Annotated in this window: 18 protein-coding genes; 3 read left to right on the top strand and 15 right to left on the bottom strand. The window is 66.9% G+C overall.

Features of this window, described 5'->3' with window-relative positions:
• Positions 1 to 64 precede the first annotated feature (64 nt).
• From XnspCFBP7698_RS12010 to XnspCFBP7698_RS11985, 6 genes are all read right to left on the bottom strand, one after another.
• A complete protein-coding gene (locus XnspCFBP7698_RS12010; protein WP_104580902.1) occupies positions 65 to 1534 on the bottom strand; it encodes an aldehyde dehydrogenase in 1470 nt (489 codons plus the stop codon).
• A gap of 83 nt (positions 1535 to 1617) precedes the next feature.
• The gene (locus XnspCFBP7698_RS12005; RefSeq protein ID WP_047695330.1) at positions 1618 to 2445 is read right to left on the bottom strand and encodes a p-hydroxycinnamoyl CoA hydratase/lyase; all 828 of its coding nucleotides are present in this window, start codon (positions 2443 to 2445) and stop codon (positions 1618 to 1620) included.
• A gap of 33 nt (positions 2446 to 2478) precedes the next feature.
• Positions 2479 to 2952, bottom strand: coding sequence for a MarR family transcriptional regulator (locus XnspCFBP7698_RS12000; protein ID WP_039563926.1), 474 nt, complete (start codon positions 2950 to 2952; stop codon positions 2479 to 2481).
• A 141-nt stretch (positions 2953 to 3093) separates the two neighbouring features.
• A complete protein-coding gene (locus tag XnspCFBP7698_RS11995) occupies positions 3094 to 3489 on the bottom strand; it encodes an EF-hand domain-containing protein (protein WP_166743961.1) in 396 nt (131 codons plus the stop codon).
• A gap of 147 nt (positions 3490 to 3636) precedes the next feature.
• Entirely contained in the window at positions 3637 to 4359 is a 723-nt protein-coding gene (locus XnspCFBP7698_RS11990) for a hypothetical protein (protein WP_039414730.1), read from the bottom strand.
• A gap of 81 nt (positions 4360 to 4440) precedes the next feature.
• Positions 4441 to 5346: an SMP-30/gluconolactonase/LRE family protein gene (locus XnspCFBP7698_RS11985; protein ID WP_047695332.1), complete on the bottom strand. Its 906-nt coding sequence runs from the start codon at positions 5344 to 5346 to the stop codon at positions 4441 to 4443.
• 254 nt (positions 5347 to 5600) lie between these two features.
• Here XnspCFBP7698_RS11985 and XnspCFBP7698_RS11980 point away from each other — a divergent pair, with 254 nt between their 5' ends.
• Complete coding sequence (locus tag XnspCFBP7698_RS11980) at positions 5601 to 6710, top strand: Gfo/Idh/MocA family oxidoreductase (protein WP_104580900.1); 1110 nt, start codon at positions 5601 to 5603, stop codon at positions 6708 to 6710.
• 457 nt (positions 6711 to 7167) lie between these two features.
• Here the strand turns inward: XnspCFBP7698_RS11980 and rlmM are convergent, their stop codons facing one another.
• The 6 genes from rlmM to XnspCFBP7698_RS11950 form a co-directional block, all read right to left on the bottom strand.
• On the bottom strand, positions 7168 to 8211 hold the full coding sequence (gene rlmM / locus XnspCFBP7698_RS11975) for a 23S rRNA (cytidine(2498)-2'-O)-methyltransferase RlmM (protein WP_104580899.1): 1044 nt from the start codon (positions 8209 to 8211) through the stop codon (positions 7168 to 7170).
• Positions 8212 to 8232: 21 nt separating this feature from the next.
• Positions 8233 to 8793 (bottom strand): nucleoside deaminase, encoded by a 561-nt coding sequence (locus XnspCFBP7698_RS11970; protein WP_039409968.1) that lies wholly within the window; start codon positions 8791 to 8793, stop codon positions 8233 to 8235.
• 196 nt (positions 8794 to 8989) lie between these two features.
• Entirely contained in the window at positions 8990 to 9328 is a 339-nt protein-coding gene (locus XnspCFBP7698_RS11965) for a hypothetical protein (RefSeq protein ID WP_039410073.1), read from the bottom strand.
• Between the two features lie 269 nt (positions 9329 to 9597).
• A complete protein-coding gene (locus tag XnspCFBP7698_RS11960) occupies positions 9598 to 9837 on the bottom strand; it encodes a hypothetical protein (protein WP_104580898.1) in 240 nt (79 codons plus the stop codon).
• Positions 9838 to 9897: 60 nt separating this feature from the next.
• A complete protein-coding gene (locus XnspCFBP7698_RS11955) occupies positions 9898 to 10827 on the bottom strand; it encodes a DMT family transporter (protein ID WP_104580897.1) in 930 nt (309 codons plus the stop codon).
• Between the two features lie 202 nt (positions 10828 to 11029).
• On the bottom strand, positions 11030 to 12769 hold the full coding sequence (locus tag XnspCFBP7698_RS11950; protein ID WP_104580896.1) for a glutamine--tRNA ligase/YqeY domain fusion protein: 1740 nt from the start codon (positions 12767 to 12769) through the stop codon (positions 11030 to 11032).
• 404 nt (positions 12770 to 13173) lie between these two features.
• Here XnspCFBP7698_RS11950 and XnspCFBP7698_RS11945 point away from each other — a divergent pair, with 404 nt between their 5' ends.
• On the top strand, positions 13174 to 13815 hold the full coding sequence (locus tag XnspCFBP7698_RS11945; RefSeq protein ID WP_047695337.1) for a glutathione S-transferase family protein: 642 nt from the start codon (positions 13174 to 13176) through the stop codon (positions 13813 to 13815).
• Between the two features lies 1 nt (position 13816).
• The gene (locus XnspCFBP7698_RS11940) at positions 13817 to 14047 is read left to right on the top strand and encodes a DUF2007 domain-containing protein (RefSeq protein WP_039409981.1); all 231 of its coding nucleotides are present in this window, start codon (positions 13817 to 13819) and stop codon (positions 14045 to 14047) included.
• 140 nt (positions 14048 to 14187) lie between these two features.
• Here the strand turns inward: XnspCFBP7698_RS11940 and XnspCFBP7698_RS11935 are convergent, their stop codons facing one another.
• Genes XnspCFBP7698_RS11935 through XnspCFBP7698_RS11925 form a run of 3 tightly spaced genes read right to left on the bottom strand, consistent with a single transcriptional unit; the run spans position 14188 to position 17263 of the window.
• Positions 14188 to 14652, bottom strand: coding sequence for a response regulator (locus tag XnspCFBP7698_RS11935; protein ID WP_039409985.1), 465 nt, complete (start codon positions 14650 to 14652; stop codon positions 14188 to 14190).
• Positions 14649 to 16559: an ATP-binding protein gene (locus XnspCFBP7698_RS11930; RefSeq protein ID WP_104580895.1), complete on the bottom strand. Its 1911-nt coding sequence runs from the start codon at positions 16557 to 16559 to the stop codon at positions 14649 to 14651. The genes XnspCFBP7698_RS11935 and XnspCFBP7698_RS11930 overlap by 4 nt, the downstream gene beginning before the upstream one ends.
• Entirely contained in the window at positions 16556 to 17263 is a 708-nt protein-coding gene (locus tag XnspCFBP7698_RS11925) for a response regulator transcription factor (RefSeq protein WP_104580894.1), read from the bottom strand. Before XnspCFBP7698_RS11925 ends, XnspCFBP7698_RS11930 begins: the two co-directional genes overlap by 4 nt.
• Between the last annotated feature and the right edge of the window lie 92 nt (positions 17264 to 17355).

Raw genomic sequence — 17355 nt, 5'->3', positions numbered from 1 at the left:
CGCGGCGTTAGCGCCGCGAGGCGAGCGCGCACCGCTGGCCGGTACGCGCTCGGGTGGTGCCCGGCTAGCTGAGATAGACGGTTTTGGTTTCCAGGAAGGCGTGCAGCCCTTCGATGCCGCCTTCGCGGCCGACGCCGGAGTGCTTGAAGCCGCCGAACGGCATGTCGATGTCCACCCACATGCCGTTGATCGAGTGGCTGCCGCTGCGCACGCGGCGTGCGATGCGGTACGCGCGGTCGACATCCTCGCTGTAGACGGTGCCGTGCAGGCCGTAATCGCTGGCGTTGACCTTGGCGATCAGGTCGGCCTCGTCGTGGTAGTCGATGAAGCTGACCACCGGCCCGAAGATTTCCTCGCGTGCGATGGTCATGTCGGGTGTGACATTGGCGAACACCGTCGGTTCGAGGAAAAACCCGCGTGGCAGATGCACTGGCCGGTTGCCGCCCATCACCAGCTGCGCGCCCTCGGCGCTGCCCTGCGCAATGTAGGACTGCACGCGTTCCAGCTGCCGGCCGAGCGCCAACGGGCCCATGCCGGTGTCGGCGGCGAACGGGTCGCCGAGCTTGAGTGCGCCCAGGGCCGCGCAATACGCCTGCAGGATCTCCTCACGCCGTTGCGCCGGGACCAGCACCCGGGTCAGCGAGAAACACACCTGGCCGGTGATCGGCATGGAGTAGGGCACCAGGCTGGGCAACACCTTGGTGAGGTCGGCATCCTCGAGCACGATGGCGGCCGACTTGCCGCCCAGCTCCAGGCCGACACGGGCCAGCCGTTCGGCGCAGGCCACACCGATCAGCCGCCCCGCCTGGGTGGAGCCGGTAAAGCTCACCTTGTCGACGAGCGGATGGCGGATCAGCTGTTCGCCAACTTCGCGACCGGCCGGCAGCAGGTTGAACACGCCATCGGGTACACCGGCGGCGCTGATGCATTCGGCCAGGATATAGGCATCGATCGGGGTTTCCGGCGATGGCTTGGCCACCACCGTGCAACCGGCGGCCAACGCGGCGGCGACCTTGTAACAGAGCAGCACCAGCGGCGCATTCCAGGGCGTGATGGCGGCGACCACGCCAACCGGTTCCTGCACCACGTGCACGCGGCCGCCGTTGGCACGTGCGCGCGGTTCGACGAACGGGTGGGTGGTGATCAACTCGCCGTAATAGTCGAACAGCCCCGGTGCCTGCTGCGAGGCGCGGCGGCTGAAGCCGATGGTGGCGCCGACCTGGCCGGTCCAGGCCTCGGCCAGTTCCGGCAGGCGGGCACGCAACTGGTCGGCAACCCGCTTGAGCACCGCACCGCGTTCGGGCGGCGACAGCTGCGGCCACGGGCCGGTATCGAAGGCGGCACGCGCCGCGGCCACGGCGGCCTCGGTATCTGCGTGCGAGGGTTCGGTGTAGCGCAGCAGGCGCTCTTCGTTATGCGGGGCGACCACGTCGACATGCCGGTCGCCGCTGCTCGCGCGCCACTGGCCATCGATGAACAGGCCCAGGGGCCCACGCGCGGCGATTCCGCGCAGCGTTGCGGATAAGGCTTCCATACTCCCTCCTCGGTGCAGAAAACCACTGGCGGCGCCAGCGATGCGTGGCGTGCACGCAGCGCTGCAGGTGCCGTTGGACGTGCTCAGGTGCTCTTTTTGGTCAGGTCGTATTCGCCCAGGCCGGGCTTGTAGCTCTTCTCGTCGATGAACTGACGGATGCCTTCCTTGCGCGCGTTGTTGTCGAAGGAATTGGCCGCTTCCTGCATGCGCACCAGATAGTCCTCGGCTTCGTCGTAGGTCATGGTGCCCACGCGACGGACCGCATCCTTGGCGTATTTCAGCGCCACCGGGTTCTTGCGCAGCAGCAGCTCGGCCACTTCGCGGGTGCGCGCTTCCAGGTGCTCCAGCGGCACGCTTTCGTTGACCAGGCGCCACTCGGCGGCCTTCTTGCCATCCACCATTTCGCCGGTCAGGGTCATCCACATCGCATCGCGCATGGACAGCAGTTCCACCGCCACCTTGGTCACCCCGCCGCCGGGCAGGATGCCCCAGTTGATTTCCGACAGGCCGAACTGCGCCTCGTCGGCGGCAATGGCCAGATCGCACGCGAACAATGGGCCGAAGCCACCGCCGAAGCACCAGCCGTTGACCATCGCGATGGTCGGCTTCTGATACCAGCGCAGGCGCCGGAACCAGCCATAGGATTCGCGTTGCGAACGGCGCACGCCACGCAGGCCCTGCGCTTCGGTTTCGCGGAAGTATTCCTTCAGATCCATGCCGGCCGACCAGGCGGTGCCTTCGCCGCCGAGCACCAGCACGCCGACGTTGTCGTCGAACTCCAGCTCGTCCAGCACATCCATCATGCGGCGGTTGAGCGCGGGGCTCATCGCGTTGCGCTTGTCAGGGCGGGCGAACTTCACCCAGGCAATGCGGTTTTCGATGCGAACCGATACCACGTCATGCTCGTTCAAGCGGCGTCTCCTTCAAGTCGGGGGCTGCGGGGATCAGAAATCTTCGGCCAGCGCGGGGTCCGGCGCGGTCGTCCGTTCCAGCGTGGCGCTGGCGTTCAATTTGCATAGCAGGCGCAGCAGGGTCTGCTGCTCGCTGGCCTGCAGGCCGGCGCAGGTGCGTTCGACGGCGCGCGCAAGGCAGCCCTGCGCCACTTCCAGCGTGCGCTGGCCGTGCTCGGTCAGGTACAGGCCCTTGCTGCGGCGGTCGCGGCCGGCCAGGCGTTCGATCAGGCCCTGCTCGGCCAGCGCATTGGCGATCTTCATGCCGGCGGCGCGGTTGACCAGCAGGCGATTGCCGAGTTCGGTCTGGTCGCAGCCGGGCTGGTCGCGGATATGGATCAACGCGGTGACACGCGCCGGTGTCAGGTGCAGTTCGGCCAGCTCCTGGCGCGCAGCGTGGCTGGAGGCCAGGGTGGCCAGTTGCAGTTGGTAGCCGAGGTCGGCGGCAAGTGCCAGGCGAGCGGTCATCGATCCATCCAAATTGTATCCGTTAAATACAATCTAGCCGAGCGAAGCGAGCGCTGCAAGGGGGTTGGTGCGTCAAAAACGAAGGCCGGCGCGCGCCTGCGTAGCGTCGGCGCGCGTGGCTGCCATGCGGATGCGCCAGGGCTACTGGATCAGCCAGCCGGCCAGCTGTTCGCGGGTGAGATAGCCGCTGTGACGGCTATCCAGCGCATCGAATTCGTCGGCCAGTGCGGGGTTGGCCTGGGCTTCGGTGCGACTGATGCGGCCATCGCCGTCCACGTCCATGGCCTGGAAATCGATGCGGTAGCTGCCCGCCACGCTGCTGGGCTGGATCGAGCGCACGATCACGCTGGATTCGCCGCGCGGGCGCTCCAGCTGGGTCTGATGGGTGACCTCGCCGCTGGCGAGCGGCTGGGTGCGGATGACGTTGGGTACCTCGATCAGCGGCATGCTGCTGGCTGGTGAGGGTGCTTGCTGTGCGGGCGCGGCGCCGCACGCGAGCAGCATGGCAGTGAGGGTGGCAATACGGCTGGTGGTCATCAGATCCCCCTGATGTGGAACAGCCGGTAAGGATAGTGGGTGTCGAGCCGATTGCGGTGGGCACCGCTTGCACGCTGGCCGCGGCGCGCCACGCGGGCGACCGCCAGCGTGCGGGCACCGGCGCGTGGCCGCTGCCCTGCATGTCGCTCAACCGGGAATGAAGGGAAACACGATCTTGAGCAACCCCTTCAGTCCGCCCTCGGCGGTGCTGGCCACGGCCTTGGCGCCCAGGCTGTTGAGTGCGCGGCGCACATCGTCCCAACGCAGCTGGGCGATGTCTTTTTTCAACAGGTCCGACACCTCTTCGGCGGTGGGGGTGAGCTTTTGCAGTGCGCGGATGGCCGCCTGCGGGTCCTGCTGCAGATAGCCCCAGCGTTCGGCAATCTTCAACAACGTGTCGAAACGCACCGCCACCACTTCGCGATTGCGTTCGTACACCGGCAATGCGCCAACGTCGAGAATGGCCTGCTCGAACTGTTGCGCGTCATCGGGGTGCTCGATGCGCACTGCCAGGAAGCCTTCCTTGCGGCTGCGTTCGCTGACGTGCTTGGCACCCGAGCGCAGGTTGTCCTCGGTCAGCACGTTGGCCACGATGCGCTGCATGGCCGCGTCGCCTTCCTCGGGCACCAGCGCACGCCAGCGGGCATAGCCATCGCGACGCAGCGCCTTGACCTTGGCCGAGGTGACCCGCAACTGCAGTGCGACCACGGCATTGGCGCTGTTGCGCGAGATGGCGCCATCGCGTTCGAGCAGCACGAAGATCAACAATTCCAGGTCGCGCTTGGTCAATGACTGAAACCCCTGCAACAGGGTCAGTCGCAGGAATTCGCTGCCGAAGGCGGCTGCGTCCTTGAGTTCGATCGGTTGCATGGGGAGTCCTCCGCGGGTGACCTGCACAATGCCAGCACCCGGTTGCGCGGGCTGAGAACCGATGCGACGCGCACAGCAGTTTCAGTGTCCGGTTTCGCGCCCGGGGCGGTCGGATCTGAACGTTTCAACTGCGCCGCGATCTTGCAGTGTCACAAAGACCTGTTTGCCGTCGCTGCCGCCGAAGGCGACGTTGCTGGCCTTGCGCCCCTTCAGCGCAACCGTGCGCAGCAGCCTGCCCGTCGGCGACACCACGGCGATCTGCCCGGCATCGTAGCGGGCGATGTACAGATTGCCATCGGCATCGCAGCGCATGCCATCCATGCCGAAATCGGGGAACGCGATCAGCAGGCGCTTGTTGCGCAGGCTGCCGTCATCGCGACGGTCATACACCCACACCTTGCGCGACATGCTTTCGTTGACGTAGAGGCGCTTGCCGTCCGGGCTGACGTCCAGTCCGTTGGGGGTGGTCATGCCGGACTCCAGCAGCCGCACCGCGCCGTCGCGCCCGATGTGCCACAAGCGCCCGCTGTTGTCCTTCCAGTTCGGGTCGCTGGCGTAGAAGCTGCCGTCCGGTGCAAGCGCCAGATCGTTGGGACCATCGGCGTCGGGCAACGCAGCGAACGTGGTCACGGCACGCGTCTGCATGTTCACCTGCAGCAGTTTGTGGCCGGTGTAGTCGGCCACGTACATCGCCCCATCGCGAAAGCGGATGCCGTTGCCGGTGCTGCCTGCTGGCAAGGTGACGAACACTTGTGCGTTGGCACTGCCGTCCGGCTGCAGGGTGATGCGTGCGATGGTGCCATCCTTGCCCAGATTCACGGCGTAGAGCGCGCCATCCGGGCCGGTGGCCGGGCCTTCTGCGTTATGCGTGAAGGCGCCATCGCCGATCAGGTCACGCGCAACGAAGGGCGCGTCGGCCGCGGCAGCGAGCGAACTGGACAACAACAACGCCAACGTCAGGCAGCGGGCGCGTGCAATAGCCATCATGCGGAATGCTCCAGGCGGGATCGTGCGCAGTGTGCCAGAACGTGCAGCGCGACCATGGCGGTACTCACGCGCGATCAAGTAAGGTGCGCGGGCGGTACCGAACCAGTGCAACGTGCAGGCGGCAGCTTCTGCTCAGGCAGGCGATGGCGTGACGCATACGTGTCCTGCGTACCGCATGACATCGCGACGTCACCGCTGCCTGCATGACGTCGCTTGCCAGTGCTGGTCGCCATTCTCACTTGAAGGAGGTTTGCATGTCCGTGGAATCCTTGACACGTCGCCGCTTGCTCGCCGCCTTCGGCAGTGCCGGCATCCTGCTGGGCGCGCCGGCCTGGGCGCTGCCCAAGAAGAAGCCGGGAAAGCCGCTCAATGTCGCCCTGGCCGGTCTCGGCAGTTATGCCAGCGAACAACTCGCGCCGGGTCTGGCCTTGACCAAGCACTGCAAGCTTGCCGGTATCGTCACCGGCACGCCGTCGAAGATTCCGCGATGGCAATCCAAGTACGGCATCGCCGATCGCAATGTCTACAGCTACGAGAACTTCGACAAGATTGCCGATAACGACGATATCGACGTGGTGTACATCGTCACCCCGACTCATTTGCACGCGCCGCTGACCTTGCGCGCAGCGGCAGCCGGCAAGCACGTGTGGTGCGAAAAGCCGATGGCAATGCATGCCGGCGAATGCGAGGCGATGATTGCCGCCTGCAAGCGCAACAAGGTGGCGCTGACGATCGGCTACCGCATGCAGCACGAGCCCAACACGCGGCGGCTGATTGCGATGGCCAGCGAGAAGCCGTTCGGCGCCATGCAGCGCGTGCGTGCCGAGGCCGGTTACAACGGGTATCGCGATACGACCAAGGCCGATCGCCCATGGCGGTTGCGCTCGGAATTCGGCGGCGGCGCGATGTACGACATGGGCGTGTATCCACTCAATGCCGCACGCTACACCGTGGGTGCCGAGCCGCTGGCAGTCACCGCCAAGCGCTGGACCGACCGTCCCGAACTGTTCGATGAAGTGGACGAGCATATGGATTTCACGCTGGAATTCCCCAATGCCGTGCGTGCGGCGTGCAAAACCAGTTTCGGTGCCAACATGAATGTGCTGCGTGCCGACTGCGAGCGCGGCTGGTACGAACTGTCGCCGTTCCAGAGCTACCAAGGCGTCACCGGCAAGGCCAGCGATGGCCGTGTGTTCGATGCCAAAGTGCCGCACCAGCAGGCCTTGCAGATGGACGAAGACGCATTGGCCATCATGAATGGCACGCCGCTACGCGCGCCCGGCGAAGAAGGCCTGCGCGATATCCGCATTGTCGATGCGATCTACCGATCTGCTCGCGAAGGCAGCAAGCGCATCGTGCTGTAAATGAGCCAGCTCCGGCGGCCGACTGCCGCCGGGGCAACCGCAATAGCGGCGGCGGCTCAGGACCGCTGGGCATGGCAGCACACAGCGGCAACCGACAGCGGAATCTAGAGCGAGCAAGCAGCCAATGGGCCGCAGTGCATCACACCTACAATCAACGCTCGACAGCGGCGCGCAGCACGCCAGCGGCAGGCAGCGCCCACAGGTCGCAGAAACGTCGATGCAGTGAGTGGCAGTGAGTGACGGACAAGCGTCGTCAACACGCGGGACCAACCATCTCCAGAACTCCCGCTCCACGCCCTGGGTGCGCTTCAGACGCTCATCGCTTCGCTGTGCAGGAGTTGTTCAAACGCTCAGTGAGCTGCGCGCGGTCGTCGAGGGAATGGACGGCGGCACATACAGACAGGGCGCCAACCAACCGCTTTTACGATTCCCGATTCCCCATTCCCCATTCCCAGCCTCAGTCCCGCATCGCCAGCACCGTGATCTCTTCGCGATCGTGATACAGCTGCTTGGCCCGCACGGTCAGCGACTTTTCGGCCTGCTGCTCGAATAGATCCAGGCACAGGCGGGTTTCGTCCCAGCGTTTTTTCATCGGCAGCTTGAGGTTGAACAGGGTGTGGCGACACCAGCCTTCACGCACCCAGGTGGCCATGCGCTCGGCGACGCGGCGTGGTTGCTCGACCATGTCGCAGACCATCCAGTCCAGCGCCTGTGCCGGTTTCCAGTGGAAGCCATCGGCGCGCAGGTGCTCGACCAGGCCGGTGTCCAGCACGTGCTCGCGCAGCGGGCCGTTGTCCACGCTGGTGACATGCAGATGCTGGCGGGTGAGCACCCAGGTCCAGCCGCCGGGCGCGGCGCCCAGATCGGCAGCGCGCATGCCGGGCTTGACCAGGCGTTCGCGCTCGTCGGGCGTCAGCAAGGTGAGCAGTGCTTCGTCGAGTTTGAGCGCCGAACGCGACGGTGCGTCGGGCAGCAATTTGAGCCGCGGAATGCCCAGAGGCCAGGGCGCGCTGTCGTCGGCATCGGCCACCGCCAGCAATGCGTGGTCGCCATCGAGGAAACACACGTGCAGGCGTGGTAGGCGCGGCTGCGGCTTGTCGGTGAGCAGGCCGGCCTTGCGCAGGGCCGGGCGTAACGCATTGCCAAAGCTGCGCGCCAGGCCTGCCAGCGGTTTGCCTGCATCCGAATCCGGATGCTCCACCCACAGGTCGCCAAAGCGCGGTTGCCCGTGCAGTGCGGCCAGGATCGGGGTGATGCGATCGGTCGGGTCGATGCCCTTGAGTTCGGCCAGGACGACCAGCTTCTGCCGCGCGAAGATCAGCTCGCGCCACTGCAACCTGGCGGCCAGCTGCGCGGCTTCATCGCAGACGAACACCACATAGCCATCGTTGCGCTGCGTGCGCGCATAGCCGGCGATGCCGACGAACGCGGCGCGTGCGCTCAGTTCTGCGGCCAGTTCCGGCTCGAAGCCCTGGCGGCAGTAACACAGCAGCCCGCTCATCGCAGCGCTCGCAGGGAGAGGTCAATAATGGTCACCGCCGCCCTCGCCGTAACTGCGCAGCACCGCGCACGCCTGCTCGCGCTGTACGTCGCGCACCACATCGATGCCGCGGCGGGTGAGCTCGCCCACCCAGTCGGCGGGCAGCGGGCCTTCGTCGAATTCGGTCAGGGCCATCACGTCTTCGGCGCGGGCGCCGATCAGCAGCCGGTCGATGCCCGCCCATACCGTGGCGCCGTAGCACTGGCAGCACGGTTGCGCGGAGGTCGCCAGGGTGATGGGCGACAGCACATCGTTCAGGCGCGGGGTCTGCAGGCGCTGCTGCGCCAGCATATAGGCCATGTTTTCGGCGTGCGCCAGCGAGGTGGTCTGCGGCACCACACGGTTCACGGCTGCGGCGATGATGTGATGGTCCGGGCCGAACACCACTGCGCCAAAGGGGCCGCCGCTGCGCGCTTCGACGTTCATCCGCGACAACGCGATCGCCAGCGCCACCTTCTCGTCGTCGCTGGGATAGGCGCGACTGGCATCCACGAAATCATGGATCCAGGCGGGCAAGGTGAGGTGGACTTGCGCGTAGAGCATCACGTGACGACCGGTAGGAGAGGGGGAAGGGGCGGCGCAGTGTATCGGCCCGGGGGCAGCGCGCAACACCAGGAGGTGGCCGGAGATGAATGCCGTCACTGCCGGCCACGCTTTGCTGCACGCCAGGCGGCAACCAACGTACGCGATCGCTACCGGGGGCCAGCCGCTTCACTGCACGCATGGGCCCTGCGTGGTCCTACTTGGCGGCGCACTGGCCGGAGACGCATTGGCAGCCGCTGATGTCCTGAAAACCGCACACGCTCATCATGCCGCTGGACTGGCATTGCGCCATCACGCCCTTGGGGTCGGTGGCGCTGTTGACGTTGACGCAGGCCGGGAACGCCCCGCAACAGTTGCCGACGTTCTTTACCGTGCAATCGGCATCGACCTTGCACGTGGTGATGACGGTGACGGGTTTGGCGGTCGCCGCAGGTGGCGTGGCGGCCTCGGTCGGCGGTGCGGCGACACAACCGATCAACGTGAACACTACCAACAGCAACAGGCTGCTCAAATACCAGGACAAGGCACGGGACATGCGGTTGCTCCGATCAGGACAGGTGAGAGGTCATGGTAAGCCTTGGGCGCGCCCTGGGGTGCGGCCAAGCGGCCCTGGCGTTGATCGCTGCGCGTTTCGCGACTGCATGTCGCTGGCGTCAACAGGCGTTGCCGCGCGCAGTGTGACCACTGAGGTGGACGACGTCTGGTGGCTCAGCCGGTTTGCGGGGCACCGGCGGCACCGGCTGTCGCGGTCGTGCAGAAGACCACGGGTCCCCATCCACGGCTCGCTGTCCTGCAAGCGCGTGGTCAGCGCCCTCGGGTCAGCGCAGAACCGCAACGGCTGGCCAGCGCCAGTTGCTGCATGCTTTCGTCGCGGCGATCGCTGGGCAGTTCGTCGTCCGGCGGGTGCGGAACGAACAGGCACAATGCCTCGGCCGGCGTCACCGCTTGCGCGTTGTGCGGCGGCGGCGAACAGGCCGTCAGCCCGAGGGAGAGCGAAAACACGGCGCCATACAGCGTCCGCGGGCTGGGGCGTGGCAGGCACATGGCGGCGTTCCAGTGGACACAGCCTGCAATCTAGGCGCAGCGCCTCGACAGCGCTGGGCGTCAATTCGCTTCCGAATGCAGTGCTGCGCACCACAGCACGCCGACCAGCAGGCACGCGATCGCTGCCAGTTCCAATGGCGTGGGCAGACGCATTTCCCAGGCAAAGCCGTACAGCAGTGCAAAGATGGTCTCGAACACGATCATCTGCCCGACCAGCGTCAACGGCAGCACGCGGCTGGCGCGGTTCCACAGGGCGTTGCCGATCACCGAGGCCAGGATGCCCAGCAACAGCGAGACGCCCCAGAAACCGGCCCAGTCGATCGGCGCATGCGGCGCGCTGCCAATCAGCGCAGCCGGTGCCAGCAATGCCGCCAGTGCGCCGGTGACCACGCCGGTCAGCAGCGACCAGTCGCCCCCGGACAGATCGGGGCGGCGCCGCAACCAGCGTGCATTGACGATCGAATAGGCCGACCACGAGACCAGTGCACCGACGGCACACAACAGGCCGGCAATACGAGTGAGACGGTCGCTCGCCTGCTGCCCCGAATCGTCCTGCACGGTGTCCAGCGCTACCAGCGTCACGCCGATGACGCACAGCACGCACGGGGCAGCGAGCCGCCGTAATTGCACCGCGCCCGCCGCCCGCGTGCCGATGACGGTCACCACCACCGGCAACAGGCCGATGATCAGCGCGGTGGCGGCGCTGCCGGCCCATTGCACCGCGCTGCCCAGCAGCACGTAATAGATCAGATTTCCCATCAGGCTCAGGCGCACCAGCGCCCACCACTCGGCGCGGCCCAGCCGGGCGGCGGTCTGGCGCGCGCGTGGTGCCAGCACCAACGCCGCCACTGCGCCGTACGACAGGTAGCGTGCCACCGCCAGTTGCAGGGGCGTGAACGCCGACAACAACTGCGGTGCCAGAAACACCAGCCCCCACAGCGCGCCCGCGCCGACGCCGCAGGCAACCCCCACCATCAAGCGCTCACGCATCGTGTTGCTCCTGTCAGTCGTGCAGCATGCAGGCCACGGCCGGGCGCAGCTCCCTGCGCGTGTGCATCAGCTCAGAACGCGACGCGTCTTGACAGCCCTGAGCGGGAGGCGCGGTGCCATGCGGCCCCGCCCTTTGCATCGGTAGCCACGTGTTGCGCAGTGCAAAGGCCGCACCGGCGCCTTGATCCGGTGCGGACACCCGTTACTTGGCCCAGGTATCGCGCAAGGTCACGCTGCGATTGAACACCGGTGTGGCTGCACTATGGTCACGGCGATCGGCAACGAAGTAGCCGGTGCGCTCGAACTGGAACGCCTGCTCCGGCGTTGCCTGCGCGGCGGCCGGTTCCACATACCCGCGCACGCTGCGCTTGGACTCGGGGTTCAGATAGTCGCGGTAGGTCTTGCCTTCGGATTCGTCGTCGGGCTTTTCCACCGAGAACAGACGGTCGTACAGGCGAATTTCCGCGTCCACCGCATGCACGGCGCTGACCCAATGGATGGTGCCCTTGACCTTGCGGTTGGCACCTTCCATGCCCGGGCGCGATTCCGGGTCCAGCCAGCCGCGCAGCTCGACGATGTCGCCGTCGGCGTCCTTGATCACCTCATCCACGCGCGCAATGCCGGCGCCACGCAGGCGGATCTCGCCGCCCGGTACTAGCCGTTTCCAGCCCTTGGGCGGAACCTCGGCAAAATCCTCGCGCTCGATCCACAGCTCGCGGGCGAACGGCACTTCACGCGTGCCGAAGCTCTCGTCCTTGGGGTGATTGGAAAACTGCAGCGTCTCGGTGTGGCCTTCGGGCAGGTTGGTCAGCACCAGCTTGAGCGGTTCGATCACCGCCATGCGGCGCGCCGCCGCTGCGTCCAGATCTTCGCGCAGGCAACCTTCCAGCACCGAAAAGTCGATCAGCGAGTTCTGCTTGCTGATGCCGACGCGGTCCACGAACAACCGCATCGCCGCCGGTGTATAGCCACGACGACGCAAGCCCTGCAGCGTGTACATGCGCGGATCGTCCCAGCCGTCCACCAGCTGTTCTTCCACCAGCGCGGTGAGCTTGCGCTTGCTCATCACCGTGTAATTGATGTTGAGGCGCGAAAACTCGATCTGACGCGGTTTGCCGGCTTCGCGCGGCAGGCCTGTCTCCAGCAGCGGCTGCAGCAATTCCGGGTGGCCGGCCAGGTCCACCTTGTCCACGCACCAGTCGTAGAGCGGGCGGTGGTCTTCAAATTCCAGCGTGCACAGCGAGTGGGTGATGCCTTCCACCGCATCGCCCAGCGAATGCGCAAAGTCGTACATCGGGTAGATCGGCCAGGTGTTGCCGGTGTTCTGGTGCTCCACGTGCTTGATGCGGTAGAGCGCCGGATCGCGCAGGTTGATGTTGCCGCTGGCCATGTCGATCTTGGCGCGCAGCGTGCGCGCACCATCGGGGAACTCACCGGCGCGCATGCGGCCGAACAGGTCCAGGTTTTCCTCGACGCTGCGCTCGCGAAACGGCGAATTGCGGCCGGGTTCGGTCAGCGTGCCGCGGTACTCGCGGACCTGTTCTGCGGAGAGATCGCAGACGAAGGCGTGGCCGTCGCGGATCAGCTTCTGCGCGGCCAGGTAATACACCTCGAAGTAGTCCGAGGCGTGGCGCAACTGTGCCCATTCGTAGCCCAGCCAGCGCACGTCGTCCTGGATGGCCACCACGAACTCGGGATCTTCCTTGGCCGGGTTGGTGTCGTCCAGGCGCAGGTTGCACAGCCCGCCGAACTCGGCGGCCAGGCCGAAGTCCAGGCAGATGGCCTTGGCGTGGCCGATGTGGAGGTAGCCGTTGGGCTCGGGCGGGAAGCGGGTGCGGATGACCGTGTGCTTGCCGCTGACCAGGTCCTCGCGAACGATCTGGCGGATGAAGTCTTTCTTCTCCGCCGGGGCGGTGGCGTCGGTGGCTGCAATCTCGGACATGCGGGGCATCGGCATTAGGTAAACCGCAAGTTTAGGCGGTGGCACCGGTTAGGGGTAGGCGGCGGGGCAGCGGGGCGCGTCGGGCCGGTAGTTCGGGTGTGCCGGCCAGATGGTTCGTCACCGCTGCAGGCTGTGCTGGCAATGCCTGGCGTAGCCGTGGCCCGGTTTGGCACCATGCAACCCACCGGCGCATCGTGTGGTCCGCATGCCCGGCGGCCAGTGCGCGGTTGCCGCCATCGGTGCGCCGCAACCGCATTGCGTGGCTGCGGCCATGCAATGCCTGGGCATCGGTCGCCCCGGCCCTGCCCAAAGCGCCGCCCCGTCGCTGCGCTGCGGCCGGGCGCGGCTGGCGGGCATCGGTCGCCACGCGTACGCTGCGCCAACCCCGTTGGAGCGCCCCACCCATGTCACTGCCCCGCCTGGTGATCGGCGACAAGACCCTGTCTTCCTGGTCGTTGCGGCCGTGGCTGCTGTTGCGGCACTTCCAGGTGCCGTTCGAGGAAGTCGCGCTGCCGCTGGACACGCCGGAATTCCAGGCCCGCATCGCCGGGTATTCGCCCACGCGCCAGGTGCCGGTGCTGTGGGACGACACCCTGCATGTATGGGATTCGCTGGCGATCTGCGAGTACGTCAACGAGCGCTGGCTGGATGGACGCGGCTGGCCTGCCGAGCTGGCCGTGCGTGCACAGGCGCGCGCGGCCGCGGCGGAGATGCACTCGGGCTTTGGCGCGCTGCGCACCCAATTGCCGATGGACCTGGCCCGCACGCCCGCGCCCGCGCAGTGGGACGCCGCCGTCGAGCGCGATATCACCCGTATCCAGGCGCTGTGGGCCAGTTTGCGCGCAGAGCACGGCCACGCCGGGCCGTTCCTGTGCGGCGAGTTCGGCATCGTCGATGCGATGTACGCGCCGGTGGCGTTGCGCTTTACCAGCTATGGCGTCCCGCTGTTCGAAGCCGCCGGCGATTACCTGGCTGCACTGGATGCACTGCCGGCGCTGCGCGAGTGGAAGCAGGGCGCTGAGCGCGAACGCCTGGAGCGCGGCTGACATGCAGATCGCGTATCGCGCCAGTCACATCATCGACGCGCATCTGGCCAAGCACGCGCTGGAAGATGCCGGCATCACCGCATTCGTGTTCGGCGAGTCGCTATTGGGCGGTGCCGGCGAACTGCCGGCCTTCGGCGTGTTGCAGGTCTGCGTGGCCGACCTGCACCTGAGCCAGGCGCAGGCGGTGCTGGCAGACATCGGCCTGTGCGGCGAGGTCACCCGCGCGCTGTAGCGGCCAGCCGCCTGTCGTAGGAGCGCACCCGGGCGCGACGGGGCCGTGCCGATAAACGCCCCGTCGCGCCCGGGTGCGCTCCTGCGCTGGCGTTATCGGCAAGCCCCGTCGCCCAGGTGTGCTCCTACGCTGTGCAGGCATCATCCCGGCTGGCGCCACCCGGGCGGCGCAGCCTCGGGCGCGGCCAATGCACGCAGGCGCTTGAACAGCACCGTGGTTTCGGCCACGTTCCAGACCCGCAGCGCCACTTCGAAGGTGTCCAGCGGCTTGGTCAGAAAGTCTTTTGCCCCCAGCCCCAACGCACGGTGGCGCGCGCTGCGGCTGGGGTCGGCGGTGAGCACGATCACCGGCAGGAAATGCGCCGGGTCGGACAGCCGGGCCAGCTGTTCCAGCAGGGCGTAGCCGTCCAGCTCCGGCATCTTCAGGTCGAGCAAGATCAGATCCGGTGCAAATGCCGAGACCAGGCCCATGACCCGCAGCGGATCGGTGGTGGCGATGACCTGCTGGAAGCCTTCGCGCTGCAGCAGGTCTTCCAGCAGCCGCACATTGGCCGGCTCGTCGTCGACGATGAGGATGCGGGAGCCGAGGATTTCGTCGCGTGTCATGCCAGCAACCTGTCGATCACGGTGAAGAATTCCGCCACGTCCAGTGGCTTGGTCAGATACGCACGCACGCCCTGATTGCCGACGCGCGCCAGCGTGGCGGTGGTGGCATCGGCACTGATCACCACCACCGGGACCTGCGCGGTGGCCGGCTGCGCCTGCAGCTCGCGCAGCAACTCTTCGCCGTTGCCGTCGCTCAGGTGCAGGTCCAGCAGGATCAGGTCCGGCACGCCCTGCCGCAGCAGTTCGCGCGCCTGCGCCAGGCTGGCCGCTTCCAGCAGCTGCCATTGCGGGCGGCGCTCGGTGAGCGTGCGGATCAGCGCTTGGTTGGAGGGGTTGTCCTCGATGCTCAACAGGCGGCAGACGCCGCTGCCGGTGGTGCTGGGCGGCAGCAGGGTCCGTGCGGGCTCGCTGCGTTGCGGCTCGCCCTGCGGCAGCGAGATCCAGAAGCGCGCGCCATCGCGACTGCTGTCCACCCCGATCTGCCCACCCATCGCCTCGATCAGGCGCTTGCTCAGCGCCAGCCCCAGGCCGGTGCCTTCCACGGCAGAACGCTCGGCACCCAGCCGCTCGAACGGCGTGAACAGCCGCTCGATCTGCGCCGGGGTCAGCCCCGCGCCCTGGTCGGCCACGGTGATGCGCACCTGCTCGTCGCCGGCGTGTGCGCTCACCTGCACCTGGCCACCGGGACGATTGAACTTGACCGCATTGGACAACAGGTTGAGCAGGACCTGCCGCAGCCGCTGCGCGTCGGCGCGCACCGTCCACGTCGCTTCAATGGCTGGCGGTTGCAGGGCAATGCCGTATCGGTCCGCATCCGGTGCGATCAGGCCCAGCGCCTCGTGCACGGCGGCGCGCACCGAGATCGGTTCCGGGCTCAGATCCAGCTGATCGGCCTCGATGCGCGCGATGTCCAGCAGCTCGGTGATCAGCCCCAGCAAGTGCCGGCCGGCGCCCAGGATGTGTTGCAGGTGGCGGCGGTGGCCGGGCTCGGGCAGGTCCATTTCCAGCACTTGCGCATAGCCCAGGATGGCATTGAGCGGAGTGCGCAGTTCGTGACTGCTGCGCGAGAGGAACTCGGTCTTCGCGCGGTTGGCGGTTTCTGCTTCGCGCCGCGCCAGCTGCGCTTCGGCCGCGCGCGCGGCCAGCAGTTCGCTGGCCTGCGCCAGACGCTGACCGACCTGGCCCAGCTCGTCGCCGGCACGCGGTTGCGGTGCCAGCGGCAGGCCTTCGCCCAGGCGGTCCGCATTTGCCGCCAGCGTACGCAGACGCCCGGACAGCGCCGAGGCAAACCAGGCCACGGCAAACACCGCGCCCAGGCCGCCGAGCATGGCTGCACTCAGGGTGATGATGAGATTGCGCTGGCGCAGCCCTTGCGCCTTGGCCGTGCGCACCTGCAATTGCGCGGTTTCGTAATTGCGCAGCTCGCGCAGTTCCGCGCGCAGGATGTCGAGCTTGTACTTGCCGTCCCAGAGCTGGCGAATTTCTTCCTCGCGGCTCAGATCCGGTGCCAGCAGCCGGCGCCAACCCTGCATTTTTTCGGCAAAAAGTGGCTTGATGCGCGCAAACCGCTGCGCCTGGCCCGGGTCGGTAATGCGTTGCGACAAGCGCTCGGCCACCCGTTGCAGGCGCGGCTCGGCATCGCGGTACGGGGTGAGGAATTCATCGCGCCGCACCAGCCGGTAGCCACGCACACCGGCCGCAGTTTCGGCCAGCAGCGCATGCGCTTCGTACAGATCGCTCAGCACCTCCAGCGTCTGGCGCACGTCGTTTTCGGCGGCGATGTTCTGCCGCTCCACGCTGTAGATCGCCATCAATGCGACGGCCAGCAACAACAACGGCAACGTGACGACCGCCAGGCTCTTGCGGGTGATCGGCCAATCGTTCCAACGCACTGCCAATGCATTCATAGCGCGAGTCCGGCTTGGACCGCGTACACCGCGGCCTGGGTGCGATCTTTTACCTCAAGTTTCTGCAGGATTCGCTCCACATGCACTTTCACCGTACCGGGAGAAATCCCCAGTTCAGCTGCGAGGCTCGCGTTGGTGAGTCCGCGCGGGAGCAACGACAGCACCTGTTTCTCGCGCTTGCTCAGTGCGTTCAGGCGATCGTCCTGCAGCGGTTTGCGCCGCCGCGTGGCAACCGGTTTGGCTGGTTCGGCCACCATCGCCGGCAGCAACAGGGCGAACGCCTGCAACGCCTGCACGTCATCGTTGCCGGGGGCAGGGCGGCCGTCGTTCCAGGCCACGCAGACCATGCCGTGAGTAGTGCCCAGCGCATGGATCGGCACCCTGGCCTCGCGGATGTCGGCCGGGCGCGGCGGCATCAGCCAGGCTGCGTCGTGGCTGTCGCCGGCCGCACTGGCCCCGGGCGGCAGGGCCTGCCCACGGCTGGCGAGCACCTGCGTACGCGGCCCGCGCTGTGCCAGCACCGCGCCGTGCTCCAGGCCCAGCAACAGCAGCACGCGCCCCAGCACGGCATCGCAGGCCTGCTCGGGGGTGTGTGCCTGACGCAGCGCCACGGCCGCTTCCCAGAGCGCCTGCCAGCGTGCGCCATCGGAGGCCTCGCGGCGCAAGGCAAGCCGCCAATCACCAGCACTGGTAGGGGTTTCCATGGATTCGCTCTAGGCCGATCAGCATATTTAAGTATATGCCAGTCGGCAGAATTGTTGGGACCGCTTGATTTCGATACTGAGCTCGCCCGATG

The sequence above is a fragment of the Xanthomonas sp. CFBP 7698 genome (genome assembly GCF_003600855.1).
Taxonomy (GTDB): domain Bacteria; phylum Pseudomonadota; class Gammaproteobacteria; order Xanthomonadales; family Xanthomonadaceae; genus Xanthomonas; species Xanthomonas cannabis.
The sequence above is the reverse complement of the archived record's forward strand: the minus strand, read 5'-3'. Positions and strand labels throughout refer to the sequence as shown.